The sequence below is a fragment of the Streptomyces sp. R11 genome (assembly GCF_041051905.1).
Lineage (GTDB): Bacteria > Actinomycetota > Actinomycetes > Streptomycetales > Streptomycetaceae > Streptomyces.
The window spans coordinates 199,148-215,619 of record NZ_CP163432.1; the positions used below are offsets into that span (position 1 = coordinate 199,148).

General features: G+C 68.8%; 12 protein-coding genes. 11 read left to right on the forward strand and 1 reads right to left on the reverse strand.

Features of this window, described 5'->3' with window-relative positions:
- Nucleotide 1 precedes the first annotated feature (1 nt).
- Genes AB5J55_RS01050 through AB5J55_RS01085 form a run of 8 tightly spaced genes read left to right on the forward strand, consistent with a single transcriptional unit; the run spans nt 2 to nt 8,422 of the window.
- Complete coding sequence (locus AB5J55_RS01050) at nt 2-1,243, forward strand: MCE family protein (protein ID WP_369268794.1); 1,242 nt, start codon at nt 2-4, stop codon at nt 1,241-1,243.
- A complete protein-coding gene (locus AB5J55_RS01055) occupies nt 1,240-2,292 on the forward strand; it encodes an MCE family protein (RefSeq protein ID WP_369268795.1) in 1,053 nt (350 codons plus the stop codon). Before AB5J55_RS01050 ends, AB5J55_RS01055 begins: the two co-directional genes overlap by 4 nt.
- A complete protein-coding gene (locus AB5J55_RS01060; RefSeq protein ID WP_369268796.1) occupies nt 2,289-3,449 on the forward strand; it encodes an MCE family protein in 1,161 nt (386 codons plus the stop codon). The genes AB5J55_RS01055 and AB5J55_RS01060 overlap by 4 nt, the downstream gene beginning before the upstream one ends.
- A 26-nt stretch (nt 3,450-3,475) precedes the next feature.
- The gene (locus AB5J55_RS01065) at nt 3,476-4,582 is read left to right on the forward strand and encodes an MCE family protein (RefSeq protein WP_369276044.1); all 1,107 of its coding nucleotides are present in this window, start codon (nt 3,476-3,478) and stop codon (nt 4,580-4,582) included.
- Entirely contained in the window at nt 4,579-5,901 is a 1,323-nt protein-coding gene (locus AB5J55_RS01070; RefSeq protein WP_369268797.1) for an MCE family protein, read from the forward strand. Before AB5J55_RS01065 ends, AB5J55_RS01070 begins: the two co-directional genes overlap by 4 nt.
- Nucleotides 5,898-7,136 carry an MCE family protein gene (locus AB5J55_RS01075; protein ID WP_369268798.1) on the forward strand — a complete coding sequence of 413 codons (1,239 nt, stop codon included), beginning with the start codon at nt 5,898-5,900 and terminating at the stop codon, nt 7,134-7,136. Before AB5J55_RS01070 ends, AB5J55_RS01075 begins: the two co-directional genes overlap by 4 nt.
- On the forward strand, nt 7,133-7,624 hold the full coding sequence (locus tag AB5J55_RS01080; RefSeq protein WP_369276045.1) for a hypothetical protein: 492 nt from the start codon (nt 7,133-7,135) through the stop codon (nt 7,622-7,624). The genes AB5J55_RS01075 and AB5J55_RS01080 overlap by 4 nt, the downstream gene beginning before the upstream one ends.
- Before the next feature lie 21 nt (nt 7,625-7,645).
- Nucleotides 7,646-8,422: a hypothetical protein gene (locus AB5J55_RS01085; RefSeq protein WP_369268799.1), complete on the forward strand. Its 777-nt coding sequence runs from the start codon at nt 7,646-7,648 to the stop codon at nt 8,420-8,422.
- A gap of 293 nt (nt 8,423-8,715) precedes the next feature.
- Here AB5J55_RS01085 and AB5J55_RS01090 read toward each other — a convergent pair whose 3' ends face one another.
- Nucleotides 8,716-9,453, reverse strand: a complete 738-nt coding sequence (locus AB5J55_RS01090; RefSeq protein ID WP_369268800.1) for an SDR family NAD(P)-dependent oxidoreductase — start codon at nt 9,451-9,453, stop codon at nt 8,716-8,718.
- A gap of 84 nt (nt 9,454-9,537) precedes the next feature.
- On the opposite strand from AB5J55_RS01090, the gene AB5J55_RS01095 reads away from it, so the two are divergent.
- The 3 genes from AB5J55_RS01095 (at nt 9,538) to AB5J55_RS01105 (ending at nt 15,812) form a co-directional block, all read left to right on the forward strand.
- Nucleotides 9,538-10,179 (forward strand): TetR/AcrR family transcriptional regulator, encoded by a 642-nt coding sequence (locus tag AB5J55_RS01095; RefSeq protein ID WP_369268801.1) that lies wholly within the window; start codon nt 9,538-9,540, stop codon nt 10,177-10,179.
- A gap of 669 nt (nt 10,180-10,848) precedes the next feature.
- Nucleotides 10,849-12,936, forward strand: coding sequence for an NAD-dependent DNA ligase LigA (gene ligA / locus AB5J55_RS01100; protein ID WP_369268802.1), 2,088 nt, complete (start codon nt 10,849-10,851; stop codon nt 12,934-12,936).
- Between the two features lie 1,508 nt (nt 12,937-14,444).
- Nucleotides 14,445-15,812, forward strand: coding sequence for an aspartate aminotransferase family protein (locus tag AB5J55_RS01105; RefSeq protein ID WP_369268803.1), 1,368 nt, complete (start codon nt 14,445-14,447; stop codon nt 15,810-15,812).
- Nucleotides 15,813-16,472 lie beyond the last annotated feature (660 nt).

Consider the following 16,472-nt stretch of genomic DNA (forward strand, 5'->3'; position numbering starts at 1 on the left):
GATGAGGGTGCTGAGACTGCGGTTGTACGGCGTCGTCTTCATCGCCGTACTCGCATTGCTGCTGGGGCTGTCGGTCGCGGTCTACCGACAGGTGTTCACGCCGGTGGTGCGGATCACGCTGGAGGCCGACAGTCTGGGCAACCAGCTCGATCCGCGGGCCGACGTCAAGCTGCGCGGGCTGCTGGTCGGCGAGGTGCGCGAGGTGCGAGCGGACGGTTCGAAGGCGACGCTCGACATCGCGCTCAAGCCGGAGCATGTCGCGTACATTCCCTCCGACGTACACGCGCGCCTGCTGCCCAAGACGCTGTTCGGCGAGAAGTTCGTCGACCTGGTGCCGCCCGCCGGTTCGTCCGCCCGCCCCATCCGTGCCGGCGACGTCATCGCCCAGGACCGCACCCGTGCCGGCATCGAGGTGCAGCAGCTCATGAACGACCTGCTGCCCCTGCTGCGAACCGTCCAGCCCGGCAAGCTCAACGCCACCCTCTCCGCGTTCGCCACAGCCCTCGAAGGCCGCGGCGACCGGATCGGCGACAACCTCACGCGCCTGGAGGCCTACCTGCGCCGCCTCAACCCCCATCTGCCCTCCCTCACCGAGGACATCGCCCGCTTCGCCGAGGTCGCCGAGATCTACGGCGACGCGGCGCCCGATCTGATGGACATCCTGCGCAACACCGTCACCACCAGCCGCACCATCGTCGAGAAGAAGGACCAGTTGGCGGCGGCATTGAGAACCACGGCGACCGTCGCCGGCACCACAGAGGACTTCCTCGACGCGAACGGCGACCGGCTGATCGCCCTCGGCCAGGTCTCCCGCCCGACGCTGGAGCTGTTCGCCCGCTACTCCCCCGAGTACCCGTGTCTGCTGGCCGGTCTGGTCCGGCAGGAGAAGGCCTCGGAGGAGGCGTTCCGGGGCGGCAAGATGCACATCACGCTGGAGGTCGTGCGGCCGCAGGGTGCCTACGAACCGGGCGAGGAACCTCGGTACGGCGAGCACTCGGGGCCCGAGTGCCGTGATCTGCCGAGTCCGCCGGTACCGGCGCCCGGGGCCCGCCTCGATGACGGTTCGAAGTCCGAGGGTTCCTCCTCGGACGCCCCGCTCGGCGTGTCCGCCACGCGAGCCGAGCAGCAGGCCGTCGGCTCACTCGTCGCGCCCGCCCTGGGGGTGCCCGCAGACGAGGTGCCGCCGGTCGCGACACTGCTGTTCGGGCCGCTGGCGCGCGGGACGGCGGTGAGTGTGGCATGAGGACCGCAGGCGCGCGGCAGACCGCTGCTCCCCTCATCAAGTTCAGCGTTTTCGCGCTGGTGACCATCCTGGCCACGGCCCTCCTCGCCGCCACCATCGTGAACATCTCCTTCACCCCCGAGCATCGCTATCGCGCAGTGTTCAGCGACGTCACCGGCCTGGAGGAGGGCGACGACATCCGCGTCGCCGGAGTACGGGTCGGCGAGGTCGAGGGCATCCGGATCAAGGACCGGACGCTGGCCGAGGTCACCTTCACGGTCGGCCAGGACCGCCCGCTGCTGACCAGCACGGGCGCGGTCATCCGGTACCGCAACCTGGTCGGGCAGCGGTACGTCGCGCTGACCGAGGGCACGGGCGACGGCACCCGGCTGCTGCGGCCCGGCGCGACGATCCCGCTGGCGCGAACGCAACCTGCGTTGGACCTCAACGCGCTCCTCAACGGCTTCAAGCCCCTGTTCGCCGCGCTCAGTCCGAAGGACGTCAACCAGCTCGCCACCGAGATCATCAAGACCCTCCAGGGCGAGGGCGGCACCATCAACAGCCTGCTCGTGCACACGGCGTCGCTCACCTCGACGCTGGCCGGCCGCGACCAGCTGATCGGCTCGGTGATCGACAACCTCAACACCGTGCTGAAGACGCTCGACAAACGCGGAACCCGCTTCTCCGGCCTCCTCAAGCAGCTGCGACGGGTCATCTCGGGCCTGTCCGCCGACCGCAAGCCCATCGGGCAGTCGCTGGTGAACATCGGCGATCTGACCGAGGCCACCTCGGCACTGCTGAAGGACGCGCGTCCGCCGCTGAAGGGCGACATCGCCGAGCTGACCGAGCTCACCGGAACGCTGAACGACAACGAGAAGACCGTGGAGGGCGTCCTGAAGCGGCTGCCGAACAAGCTCAACGAGCTGACGGGGACGGCGTCCTACGGCTCATGGTTCAACTTCTACCTGTGCGACTTCGACGGGCGGATCGTACTGCCGAAGACGAAGTCGACGTCACAGCAGGTACTCACGCCTGATCTGCATGTGGCGAGGGCGAGGTGCGGGGCATGATCCGCAAGCAAGGTCCCGAGCCGCTGTTCAAGGTACGGGTGGAGCCACCGAGGCTGCCGAGGATACGTCTGCCGAAGACACGGCTCCTGGTGCAGCGCAGGCCCCGTCCGCAGCCGCTGTTCAAGGTGCGCGTCGAGCCGCCCAAGCTGCCGAAGCTGCGGATCCGTCGACCACGCCTCATCCCCTTCCGCGACCGCAACCCTGTCGTCATCGGCACCGTCGGCCTCACCGCCCTCGCCCTGCTGGCCGTGGCCGCGTTCAACGCCGACCGCCTGCCGGTGATCGGCGCCGGCGAGACGTACAGCGCGGCCTTCGCGGAGGCGGGCGGGCTCAAGCCCGGTGACGAGGTGCGGGTCGCCGGGGTCAAGGTCGGCAAGGTCGAGGAGGTCGACCTGGATGGCGACCACGTCAAGGTCACCTTCAAGATCAAGGGCGAGTCGGACTTCGGCACCGAGACCGGCGCGTCGATCCGGGTCAAGACAATCCTTGGCGCGAAGTATCTCGCGCTGCACCCCAAGGGCGCGGGCCATTTGGCGCCCGGGAGCGAGATCCCGCTGATGCGCACGGTCCCCGCGTACGACGTCGTACAGGCCTTCAGCGATCTCACCACCACGACGGAGAAGGTCGACACCGGCCGCGTGGCGAAGGCCCTGGACACGATCTCCACCACCTTCGAGGACTCACCGGAAGAGGTACGGGCGTCACTCAAGGGCCTGTCGCAGATTTCCCGGACGGTGGCCTCCCGCGACAAGGCGCTGCGCGAGCTGCTCGACCACGCGAAGGGCGTCACGGGCGTACTGGCCAAACGATCCGACGACTTCACCGCCCTGGTCAAGGACGGCGACAAGCTGTTCAAAGAGATCAGCAAGCGCCGCGAGGCGATCCACAGACTGCTGAAGAGCTCCGCCGCGCTCGGCATCCAGCTCTCCGGCCTGGTCCAGGACAACGACAAGGAGATCGGGTCCGCGCTCAAGGGCCTGAACCGCGTGGTGACGATGCTCGAACGGAACCAATCCAGTCTGGACCGGAGCATCAAGCTCCTTGCGCCCTACGTGCGGCTCTTCACCAACACCCTCGGCAACGGCCGCTGGTTCGACTCCTACGTCCAGAACCTGGTCGCGGCTCCGGTGGTGCCGCGTACGGGAGGGGGGCAGTGAACATCCCTGTCAAGCTGAGAAAGCGACTGGCCCTGCTCACCGCGCTGTCCCTCGTCGCCGCGATCACGTACGTCCTGTGGCCACGCCCCGAGCCAGTCCACGTCACGGCGTACTTCCCGCGCACGGTCGGCATCTACCCCGGCTCGGACGTCCGTGTCCTGGGCGTACGGATCGGCGAGGTCAAGGAGATCACGCCGGAGGGCGGCAGGGTGCGGGTGAAGCTGGAGTACGAGGCAGACCGCAAGATCCCGGCCGAAGCACAGGCGGCGATCATCAACTCCTCGGTGGTCAGCGACCGTTATGTGCAGCTGCTACCGGTGTACCAGGGCGGTCCGGTGCTGCAGGACGGGGACGAGATCCCCGAGTCGCGCACGGCCGTACCGGTCGAGCTGGACCGTGTCTTCGACAGCCTGCACACCACGGCCGAGGCGCTCGGCCCCGAGGGCGCCAACAAGGACGGGTCCCTGTCCCGGCTGCTCGGAGTGAGCGCGGACAACCTCGACGGCCAGGGCAAGAACCTCAACCAGACGGTCGAGGACCTCTCGAAGGCAGTGACGACCCTGTCCAACGGCCGCACGGACCTGTTCGGAACGATCCGGAACCTCCAGGTCTTCACGGCGGCGCTGGCGGCCGACGACAAGAGCGTGCGGTCGTTCAACGGCAGCCTCGCGAGGGTCGCCGAGCAACTGGCGGGCGAGCGCAAGGACTTGGCGGCGGCGCTGAGGAACCTCGGGACGGCGCTGGGCGACGTGTCCGGCTTCGTGAGGAGGAACAAGAAGTCGCTGACCGAGAACGTGGAGGGTCTGAGCAAGGTGACAAGGGTGCTCGTCACCCAACGAGCCGCGCTGGAGGAGCTTTTGGAGGTGGCCCCGACCGGCATGTCGAACCTCAACAACGCCTACAACCCGTCGGCCGGCACCCTCGACACCCGCAACAACGCCGATCAGGCGCAGGATCCAGCTTCGCTACTGTGCTCGCTGCTCAGGACGACCGGGGACGAGGGCGGGAAGAACCCGGGCTGTAAGGAGTTGGAGAAGCTCTTCGACTCCCTGCCGGAGTTGCCGCAGGGCGGCCCGGCGGTCACCGGCACGCTCGACCGCACCCTCGGCGGAATCCTGGGGGCCGGCGCATGAGCGTTCGGCGCGTGAGCGTGCTGCGCCGGGGCGGGACGGCGGCCTGGGCGGCCGTCGGTTCGCTGCTCCTCTCCGGCTGCGAGTTCAAGGGTTGGCACGACGTGCAGCTGCCCGGCGGAGCGGCCTCGGACGGCAACGCGTATCACGTCACAGTCGAGTTCCGTGACGTCCTCGACCTGGTGCCGCAGTCGGCGGTGAAGGTCAACAACGTCACCGTGGGCGCGGTGGAGAAGGTGGAGCTGGACGGCTGGCACGCGCGCGTACGCCTCCGGGTCGGCGACTCGGTCAAGCTGCCCGCCAACGCGATCGCGGAGCTACGCCAGACCAGCGTGCTCGGCGAGAAGTACGTGGCGCTGTCCAAGCCGACGGACACCTCACCGGTCGGACGCCTCGGCGACGGCGACGCGATCCCGTTGTCCCGCAGCGGCCGCAATCCGGAGATCGAGGAGGTGCTGTCCGCCCTGTCCGCGCTGCTCAACGGCGGTGGAGTGGCGCAGCTCAAGACGATCACCGTGGAGCTGAACAAGGCGCTGGAGGGGCGGGAGAACCGGGTCAGGTCGCTACTGAAGGAACTGAACACGTTCCTGGGCGGCCTGGACGAGCAGAAGGGCGACATCGTCCGGGCGCTGAAGGCCGTGGACCGACTCGCCAAGCGCCTTGGCAAGGAGAGGAAGACCATCGCCGAGGCCGTGGACGCGATGCCGCCGGCCCTGAAGGTCCTGGCCGACCAGCGGCGCGACCTGACGCGGATGCTCACGGCGTTGTCAAAGCTCGGAAAGGCAGGCACCAAGGTGGTCAACGCCTCGCACGACGACACAGTCGCGAACCTGAAGCGGCTGCGCCCGATCCTGCAACAACTCAACAAGGCCGGAAACAACCTGCCCAACGCCTTGGAGCTGCTGACCACTTATCCCTTCCCCCGCAACGCGGTGGACGCCATCAAGGGCGACTACGTCAACCTCCACATCACGGCTGACCTCGATCTGGCCGGGATCTACGGCAACTTGACGGAGAAGCCGGGCGGCAGTCGGGGTGGCGACGGGGAGACTCAGGGGCCCGAGCTCCCGAAGGCCCCAGACCTCCCGGAGGTACCGGATCTCCCGGACCTGCCGACCGTTCCGACACCCACCGCGCTCCCGAGCACACCGAGCGTGCCGTCGTCCCCCTCGGTCCCTTCCGGCGGCAGTGGCGACCCGCTGTGCCCACCGGTGTGCACCAGCAGCTACAGCGATTACGGCAGTTACGGCACCGGAAGCGACTGGCCGAAGGGGATCGACCTCGCACTGGCCGAGCTGATGCTGAAGGGGGTCCAGCCGTGATCACACGTACGGTCAAGGCCCAGCTTCTCGCCTTCACCACCATCACCGCCGTAGGCGTGTCGTACGTCGGCGCCGAGTACACGGGGCTGGTGGACGAGGTACTGGACCGCGGCTACACGGTCCAGGCGGACTTCACCGAATCCGGGGGCATTTTCCCCGGCGCCGAGGTGACGTATCGCGGGGTGCCGGTGGGCAGGGTGGGTGCGCTGCACCTGACGGGCACCGACGGCGTATCGGTTGCCCTGGACATCGAGGACGGGGCACCGCGCATCCCGGCGGACACATTCGCCGTGGTGGCGAACCGTTCGGCGGTGGGCGAGCAGTACGTCGACCTGCAACCTCGCAACTCCCACGGACCCCATCTGCTCGACGGCAGCACGATCCCGCGCGAGAGAACACGCGTACCCCTGCCGACGACGGACCTGATCCTCAGCCTGGACCGCCTGGTGAACTCGGTGGGCAAGGACGATCTGCAGGTCACGGTCGACGAGTTGGGCAAGGCGTTCGCGGGAACGGGCCCGAACCTCAGCCGTCTGGTGGACTCGGGCAACGAGCTGGTGGAGTCGGCGTCGGAGGCGCTGCCGGAAACGATCACGCTCATCGAGGACTCACGGAAGGTACTGAAGACACAGGCTGACCAGGGCTCGTCCATCAAGTCGTTCGCAAGCGATCTGGCGACGCTCACGGCGCAGTTGAAGGCGAGCGACGGGGACCTGCGCAGGCTGATCGGCAACGCGAGGCCGGCGGCACAGGAGGTGAACTCGCTGCTGAAGTCGGTTTCGCCGAGGCTCTCGATCCTGCTGGCGAACCTGATCAGCGGCGGCCAGGTGACGATGGCGCGTCTGCCCGGCGTGGAGCAGGCCCTGGTCACCTTCCCGGTGATGGTTGCGGGCAGCTACACGGTCATCCCCGGCGACGGCACCACCCACTTCGGCCTGGTGGTGAACGCCGACGACCCGCCGGCCTGCACGCAGGGCTACGGCACGGCCCGCCGCGACCCCGCCGACACCAGCACACGCGAGGCGAACACCAACGCCCGCTGCACGCTTCCGCAGGGCAGCGAGTCATCGGTACGAGGCGCCCAGAACGCGCCCTACGTGACCCCGTACGACCCGGAGACCGGCACCACCGCCGGCCCGGACGGAAGGGCCGTCGAGATCGGCTCGAAGGGCGGCCAGCAGGCCGTGTTCGGAAAGGAGTCGTGGCAATGGCTACTCGTTGGCCCCATGGCATGAAGAACTTGCGCAGCCCTGTATCACTGAAGGCAGGACTCGTCGCCTCGACGGTCCTGACCACCGCACTCACGACTTGGCTGGCCCTCGGCCTCCACGCCCAACACGAAGCGAACCAGGTCCGCCAGGACATCCTGGTCGCGGCCCGCCAGTCGGCGCTGAACTTCACTTCCCTCGACTACCGGCACTACGACCGTGACAGCGCGAACGTACTGGCAGGCGCGACCGGCGACTTCAAGAAGCAGTTCGCCGCACAGACGGAGCAGCTGACGCGACTCGTCGCGGTGAACAAGTCCGTATCCGAGGGCCAGATCCTGGAGGCAGGCATCGTCCGCTCCGACGAGGACTCTGCCCGCGTCCTGGTCGTCGCCGACAGCCAGGTGACCAACACGGCTGCGCCCCAGGGAGAGTCGCGCACGTATCGCCTGCAACTGGACCTGGTCCACCGGGACGGCCGCTGGCTGACGTCCGACGTCGAGTTCGTCGGCTGACAAGTAACAAGGAGTACGACCATGCCGAAGACGACCACCGGCCGCGCCCCCGGCATCACGACCGGGCGCACGATGACGGCGGCAGCCCGTGCGGCAGCCAAGCGCGCGGAACGCGGCCGCTACAACGCCGACTCAGTGGCGGCCTCCGAAAGTGTGGGCGGGGGCCGGTCCGAGCGCCCGCTCGCGGGCCGCATCGTGCTCGTCGAGGCCCCGAAAGGCGGCTGGCAAGACCCGCCGGAGCCGTCACCGGAGGCGTTCGAGGAGGCCGAGACGCCGGACAAGCCCGGCATACCCGGTCCCCGAAGGCTGCTCACAGCGCTGCTCGGCGCCCTGCTCGTGGCAGGTTTGGTGGCGGTCGCCATACTTGGGTGGCAGTACCGGGAGGGAGAGCGCACACAGGCTGCCCGCACCGAGGCGGTCGAGGCCGCACGCAAGGCGGCACCGATCGTCCTGTCGTACGACTACCGCCACCTGGATCGCGACTTCGCGAGGGCCCGCACCCACCTCACTGGGGACTTCAGCAGGAAGTACGGGAAGACGACGGAGACCGTGGTGGGCCCGACGGCGAAGAAGTACAAAGGCGTGGTGAAGGCGACGATCGCCGCCCCTCCTTCCGGCGGAACCCCGGCAGCCTCCGTCGCCTCGGCCTCCCCGGACGAAGTCGTGGTCCTGCTCTTCGTCAACCAGGTCACCGAGAGCACGCAGGTATCGGGGTCCCGGGTGGACCTGAACCGGGTGCGGATGACGATGGCCCGCACGACGGAGGGGTGGAAGGTGAGCGCGGTCGACGCACTCTGACAGGAAAGGCTTGCCATCGCTGCGCCGCCCTACGACCACTGCCGAGCCAGGCGCAGGATACGTCCGCCCCCGCGAGCCGCTCGTCCGGCCACCGTGCGCGTCGTGTCCGCCGAGCATCCAGCGGAGGCTGGCGTTGCCGGAGCGGCCGTCGGGGTGGCGGCCGACGTCGTCCAAAGAGGCCGTGGCCACGATTTCGTTGCTCCCGGCGCACTGGGCCTCGTACGACGCACACGCGCGGCCGGGAGTGCGCCCCATCGCTTCGAGGGAACTGGATGCGCACCACCGGCCGTGGTTCAGGCCCGGGTGTAGCCGCCGTCGGCGAAGAGTTCGGCGCCGGTGACGAACGACGAGGCCTCCGAAGCCAGGAAGAGGGCGGCCTCGGCGATCTCCTCGGCGTCGGCCAGCCGCCCCAGTGGCACGACGGCCTCGGCGAACCGGTCGGCGTCCGGCCCCGCGGCGCCCAGCAGGCCAGGGGTCCGCGTGGGTCCCGGGCTGAGCACGTTGACCCGGAATCGGCGCTCCCGCGACTGCCGGGCCCAGTTGTGCACGAGGTTGCTCACCGCCGCCTTCGAGGCGCTGTAGACCTCGAGTTGCTCATTGGGCCGCACGCTGTTGCTCGAGCCGACGACCAGGATGGAGGCGTTCTCCGCCAGCAGCGGAAGCGCCTTCTGAACAGTGAATAGCGGGCCCTTGACGTTGACGGCGAGCGTCAGGTCGACGTTCGCCTCGGTGTGGGCGCCGAGCGCGGCGTCCGCGACGATTCCCGCATTGGCCACCAGCACGTCGATGCGTCCGGCCTCCTCGCGGACTTGCGCGTAGAGCGCGTCCAGGTCGGCCAGGACCGAGACGTCGGATCGTACGCCGGTGGCCGCGGGGCCCAACTCCTTGACTGCCGCTTCGAGGCGGTCGACGTCCCGGCCGGTCACGAAGACCCGTGCGCCTTCCCGGACGAAGCGGTGGGCGATGGCCAGCCCGATCCCGCTGGTCCCTCCGGTGATCACGGCCACCTTCTCCTGCAGCACGTCCGGCATGTCGAACCCCTTCAGTTGTGGAATGGATCGTCCATAACGTAGGCAGTAATGGACGATCGAGTCAAGAATGGATACGCTGAGACCATGCCGAGACCACGCGCATTCGACGAACGCCAAGTCCTGGAGCGGGCCCGGGAACAGTTCTGGGCGACCGGCTATGCAGGAACCCGGATGGACGACATCGCCCAGGCGACCGGCCTGGGCAAGGGCAGCCTGTACGGCGCATTCGGCGACAAGGGCAAGCTGTTCCACCGAGTGTTCGGCGACTGGTGCACCGCAGTCGTTGAGGTGGCCGAAGGGCGGCTGGCAGGTGGCCCGGACGCAGAGGCCTTGGCCCGGCTGTCGGGATACGTGCACCTGATGGCGGAGAACACCGCCTCCGACACCGAGCGCCGGGGGTGCCTCTTGGCCAAGGGCGCGGCGGAACTGGCACAGCACGATCCGACGGTCGCCGGACGGTCGGCCGAGACCATGACGGCACTACTGACCCTGCTGCGGATGGAGATCAGCGCCGCCCAGCGCCACGGCGACATCGACAGCGGTGCGGATCCGGAGCGGTTGGCGGCACTGCTGCTGACGGTGGTCCGCGGCATCGAGGCGGTAGGCAAGGCCGGCCTGGACCCGGAGACGCTGCGGAACATTGCAGACACCGCACTGGCGGTTCTGCCCATGCCCGAGGGGCAGAACCGCCTCGCAACCGGGCGCGGTCCGGCCCGCGACAACTGACTTGGTGCCATCACGGCCACATGATCCGCCGGACAGTGCCTAGCGTGGATCTTGTTCAGCGGCCCCAGCGATCGTCGTACAGGAAGTGATCGGACAGTGGGTGGCCTCTCCCCCGTGCCGGACGGCGGCCGTTTGCCCTCGTCACTGTTCGGCCCTGGCCTTCGTCGCCGCTCGCGAGGCTCAAGAGTGCAGAGCGATACGGAACACCCAACACCGACGCGTGATCGAAAACGCGTGGGCAGAGATCATACGTAGGGAGAGGCACGGCCTGGACGACTGATCCCCGTTGTGTCAGCTTCCGTTCGGCCTGTCCCCGACCGGTATTGCGGATCCGACCCCCAGCGGGACATCCCCCACCTGGTCGACCTCTACATGGACGGCCTCCTCGACCTGGATTCCATGGTCTCCGGCCGTCGCCCGTTCGACCAGGCCCAAGCCGCGCTCGACGACCTCGCCGCCGGGCGCACACAAACGAAGAGGGCCTCTGGGCGCAACGGAGGTCGACGGACGGTCCGGGCATAGGAACAACGAGTCAAGGTTAGGTGGGCGGCATCGCCCAGGCATACAGGCGGCCCCATGGAGAAAGGCATGGCCGCCATACCTGCCCTGACACCGTGGGATCCACGCTGGCCAGGGGCGTTGTCAGTGGTGGCGGGCAGGATAGCGGGCATGACAACACCAGGTGCAGTGATCGTGGATGCCGCCGCCTATGCGCAGGCTGTCGAGGATGCGGTGAAGGCGGCGGCCGCGTACTACGCGGACGGTACGTCGATGCTGGACGATGACTCCTACGACCGGTTGGTGCGGGGCATCGCCGCGTGGGAGGCCGATCATCCCGACCAGGTACTGCCCGACTCGCCGACAGGGAAGGTCGCCGGCGGCGCCACGGAGGGCGACGTCCCGCACACGGTCGCGATGCTGAGCCTGGACAACGTGTTCTCGCCGGAGGAGTTCACCGCCTGGACCGCCTCGCTGGCCCGCAGGATCGGACACGAGGTGGAAAGGTTCAGTGTCGAGCCGAAGCTGGACGGCCTGGCGATCGCCGCCCGTTACTCCCGCGGCCGCCTGAGACAGCTGATCACCCGCGGCGACGGGGCGGCCGGGGAGGACGTCTCGCACGGGATCGGCACTATCGAGGGCCTCCCACAGGAACTCGCCGAGCCGGTCACGGTCGAGGTGCGGGGCGAAGTCCTGATGACAACCGCCCAGTTCGAGCACGCCAACGAGGTTCGCACCGGGCACGGCGGGCAGCCGTTCGCAAACCCGCGCGGCGCCGCGGCGGGCACCCTGCGCGCCAAGGAGCGCGCCTACACCGTGCCGATGACGTTCTTCGGTTACGGCCTGCTGCCTCTGGCTGACACTGAGGAGGCGCTTGCCGCGCGGCTGGGCGAGCTCGCGCACAGCGACCTGATGGCGCAGGCCGCTGCGTACGGGGTGAACACCACTGCCACCACCGCGGTGCCCGGCACCACCGCCGACAGCGTCGAGCACGTGCTGGCCCGGGTGCATGAGATCGCCGCCCTGCGACCCGGGTTGCCGTTCGGGATCGACGGCGTCGTCATCAAAGCTGACCTTGCCGCCGACCAGCAGACCGCCGGATCCGGGACACGTGCCCCGCGTTGGGCGATCGCCTACAAACTTCCGGCCGTCGAGAAGATCACCCGGCTGCTCGAGGTGGAGTGGAACGTCGGCCGCACCGGCATCATCGCCCCGCGCGCCGTCCTGGAACCGGTCGAGATCGACGGCGCCACCATCACCTACGCCACCCTGCACAACCCGGCCGACATCACCCGCCGCGACCTGCGCCTGGGCGACCACGTCATGGTCCACCGGGCCGGCGACGTCATCCCCCGCATCGAAGCCCCCGTCGCACACCTGCGCACCGGCGACGAACAGCCCATCGTCTTCCCCGAGGCGTGTCCACGGTGCGGTGCCGGCATCGACACCAGCGAGCAGCGCTGGCGCTGCGCGATGGGCCGCGACTGCCACCTGGTCGCCGCCCTGTCCTACGCGGCCGGCCGCGACCAGCTCGACATCGAGGGCCTCGGCACCACGCGCATCGTCCAGCTCGTCGACGCCCACCTCGTCGCCGACCTCGCCGACCTGTTCACCCTCACCCGCGAGCAGTTGCTGGGCCTGGAGCGGATGGGGGAGACCAGCACCGACAACCTCCTCACGGCCATCTCCGCGGCCAAGCAGCAGCCACTGTCGCGGGTGCTGTGCGCGCTCGGGTTGCGTGGCACCGGCCGCTCCATGTCCCGCCGGATCGCCCGGTATTTCGCCACGATGGACAACATCCGTGCCGCCGACGCAGACGCGATGCAGCAGGTCGAGGGCATCGGCACCGAGAAAGCCCCCTCCATCGTCGCCGAACTCGCCGAACTCGCCCCGCTCATCGACAAACTCGCCGCCACCGGGGTGAACATGACCGAACCCGGCGTCACCCCGCCCGCCCCCGCGGCCGACGAAGCCGACAGCAGCACAGAGAAGACGAAGGCGGCGGGAGGCCCGCTGGCCGGCATGACCGTGGTCGTGACCGGCGCGATGACAGGCGTACTGGAGAAGCTCAGCCGCAACAAGATGAATGAGCTCATCGAACGGGCGGGGGGCCGCTCCTCCTCCAGCGTCTCCAAGAAGACCACCCTCGTCGTCGCCGGAGACGGCGCCGGATCCAAGCAGGCCAAGGCCGAAGACCTAGGGATCAAACTGGCCAGCCCCGACGAATTCGCCACCCTCGTCGCCGACTTCCTCAAGTGATCCGCAGCTGTGAGGCCGGGTGCCCGGGTGCCCCACCTCACAGCGGGACTCCGGCAGGGGAAGGAACAACCCAGCGCGATAGACCGTCCATCCATATGTGGCTGCGGAGGGGACAGTGTCCCCGGGCCTCACCCATAGCCCATGGGGACGATCGTCCGGCTGAAGCCCCATGGAGCCCTCCCGCCGAGAGGCGACCGCCCTCCGCACGACACCGCACACGGCCCCGGCTGGTTTCCCCCGTCCAGCCGGGGGCTTCCCCATGAAGCCGTGTGCTGGCCCGTCAGCGACCAGACGCCTCCAGCCCGGCCTCGCCGAGGCCTGGGCCCTGAACAACCTCTCCATCGACCCTGAACGACCGAAGCAGCCGCCGGCCACCCGCTGGCCGACCTCGGCTTATGCCCGCGCCATCTCCAGTGCACCGGCCGTCCGAACCGCTCACGGTGCGGGTCGGCTGTTGGTCAGCAGGGTGCCCAAGTACCGGGTGTGCGCGGTAAGCAGCTTGATTGCGCGGTCGGTGCCGGCCGGGAGGAAGGGCAGCAGGGCCAGGGCCGGGAGTACGCGGCGAGGGCAGCCAGACGGGCAGCACGGAAGCCTCCTGTGGTCGGGGGTCGATGGGGTCCGCGGTGTGCGGTGTGCGGTGAAGGGTGTGCGGTGTGCGGTGTGCGGTGAGGCAACTGTGCCGCGCGGTTGGGTAGTTCACGCCCGTCCGGGGCATTGCCGCAGGTCGCTGGCCTTCTGGCGTGGGGATGCGGGGGACGCGGCCGGTGCCGCGAAGACGCTGGCTGAGCTGCTGCCCGTCGTGGAGCGGGTGCAGGGCGCCGAACACCCTGACGCTCGCACCACCCGGCACAACCTGGCCTCCTGGGGGACGCGCAGGGGAAGTAGCCGGTGCCGCCATCGCTCTCGCCGAGCTCCTGCCCGTCCGCGAGCAGCTCCTGGGCGCTGAACGCCCTGACACTCTCACCACCCGGCACGACCTGGCCGCCTGGCGGGGACAGGCAGGGGAAGTAGCTGGTGCCGCCATCGCTCAACACGATCACAGGCGGCCGATGCGCTGGCAGGACGGTATCTGACCGTCGGCAGGCAGCAGGTGTCAACGGAGCACGAGACGACGCCCTCCGGCAGATCTCTCCTTAACTGAATGTTCCCGTCATTCGTCGGTGCGTGGGTGTCGTCGAGACGGGACTGACGAGTCGGATACAGGGGATGGGACGTGTGGGATGGCCGGATCGGCGGAGTATGCCTCACACCTGTCTCATCCGAGGACGTCCGCCGCATGGTCCAGCTCAGTGCCGAGACGTCACCGCCGCCACCAGCACCGGCGGACCGGAGCCGATACATGTCCAGTTCTCAGACTGACTCCGAGGTATCGCTCGGGGTCGTCGGCGTCGCAGACTGCCACATCCGGCTCACCCGATGATTCCTTCTGCCCGACGGTGCTTTCTTCGCCACTCGTCGACTTCAGTTGCCGGTTTGCGTGCCGATAGCCCAGCTCCATAGTCTGAGGTATGGACGCGCGAGAGATGGCGCTCCACCGGGCGTACGAACACGCGGTGCGCTGGCTGGCCGGACTGTCCGACCGACCGGTTCCCGCTCGTGCCCCGGCCGAGGAGATCGTCCGCGCGCTGGGCACCGCCTTGCCCGACGACCCCACCCCTCCCGTCGATGTCATCGACTTGCTCGCCACGGCCTGCGAGCCGGGCCTGGCCGGCTTCCCTGGAGGCCGCTTCTACGGCTTCGTCGTCGGTGGCAGCCTCCCCGCCGCCGTCGCCGCGGACTGGCTGGTCACCGCTTGGGACCAGAACTGCGTGATGCGAACCGTCTCACCTGCCTACGCGGCAGCGGAGGACATCGCCGGCACGTGGCTGCTCGATCTGCTCCACCTGCCCCAGGCCTCCGGCGTCGGCTTCACCACCGGGGCCACCATGGCCAACTTCGCCTGCCTGGCCGCGGCACGTGACGCCGTGCTGAGCAACGTCGGCTGGAGAGCGGCCCGGGATGGACTGGCCGGCGCCCCCGTCGTACGTGTAGTCGCCGGCGCCGAGCGTCACATCGCCATTGACCTTGCCCTGAGCTATCTCGGTCTGGGCGAGCCCGAACTGGTGGCAACCGACGATCAGGGACGCATCCGACCCGACGACCTGCGCCAGACGCTGACCACCGGGGCGCCGGGACCCACCATCGTGATCCTCCAGGCCGGCAACCTGCACTCCGGCGGCTTCGATCCCTTCTCTCAAGCGGTCAGTGCCGCCCGCCAGGCCGATGCCTGGGTCCACATCGACGGGGCCTTCGGGCTGTGGGCCGCCGCATCTCCCCGGCACGCCCACTGGACTGCAGGGTGCTCCGACGCCGACTCGTGGGCCACCGACGCACACAAAACCCTCAATGTCCCGTATGACTGCGGACTGGCTGTCGTGCGGGACGCGGCAGCGCTCCGGGCGGCGATGAGCCGGAAGGGCGCCTACCTCATCCACGATACGCGCGGCGATCCGGTCGACACGGTGCCGGAACTCTCGCGACGCGGACGCGCCTTTCCGGTGTGGGCAGCCCTGCGATCACTGGGCCGCAAGGGAGTTGCCGACCTCGTCGACGGCTTGTGTCGGCATGCCGCACAGTTCGCCACCGGCATCGCCGCCATCGACGGCGCGACCGTCCTCAACGACGTCGTCTTCACCCAGGTCTGCGCCACGTTCGGCGACGACGCGCGCACCGACCGGGTCATTTCCCTGCTGCTCGACGAGGGCACCGCCTGGATCAGCGGCTCCACCTGGCAGGGTCACCGCGTCATGCGCATCTCTGTGAGCAACTGGTCCACCACTGACGACGACGTAGCACGCACCCTGACCGCGATCCGGCGTGCTGCGGCCGCCGCCTGACCCAACGGGGGCGTCGCGCGCGGGGCGCCACCGGCTTCGTCCACCATGGCAGGACTCCGCCGACTCCTGGATGCTCTGGCACCACTGAAGCGTCGAGGCTACGCCCTTGCCCAACCGTGAGAATGCGACGAGCACCCGCTCCGGCACCAACTGGACCCGCATGCCGGCGGGCACCTGGTCCGCCGCTGGCCGCAGGCCCCTTCAGCGAACGTATCCCGGAGCGCCGGGGGGTATGGCGCCCGGAGGGGACGCTCGGGTTCACCGCGACCGCCATCGGTCTTGCCGGCGTCTGCCGCTATTCCCTCGACGAAAACAACGCCTCTATCCACGCCCAACTGCGCACCGGTCAACGGCAGCGGCCGGGACAGGATCGCCCAGTTCGAAGCAAGTGCGTCGGCACTCGAATTCTTTAAAAGACGCACCATTTAAAGGATCCGAGCCGGGGAGTCGCCCTCCGGGCTGCAGCCCGCATGTGGTCTGGATACCCTGAAGAAAGGTGGAACGACAAGAGGTATCGCACTTGACAGGTCCGGAGGGGATTCACCATTCCGGGGCCCTTCGGGAGCTGTCTGCGAGGGCTCGACAGGCTCGAACCGGAGGGGATGCTCCCGACCTCAAGGCGACTAGGTGGGAGCCGTTGGGGGTTCAACGCCGTCGTTC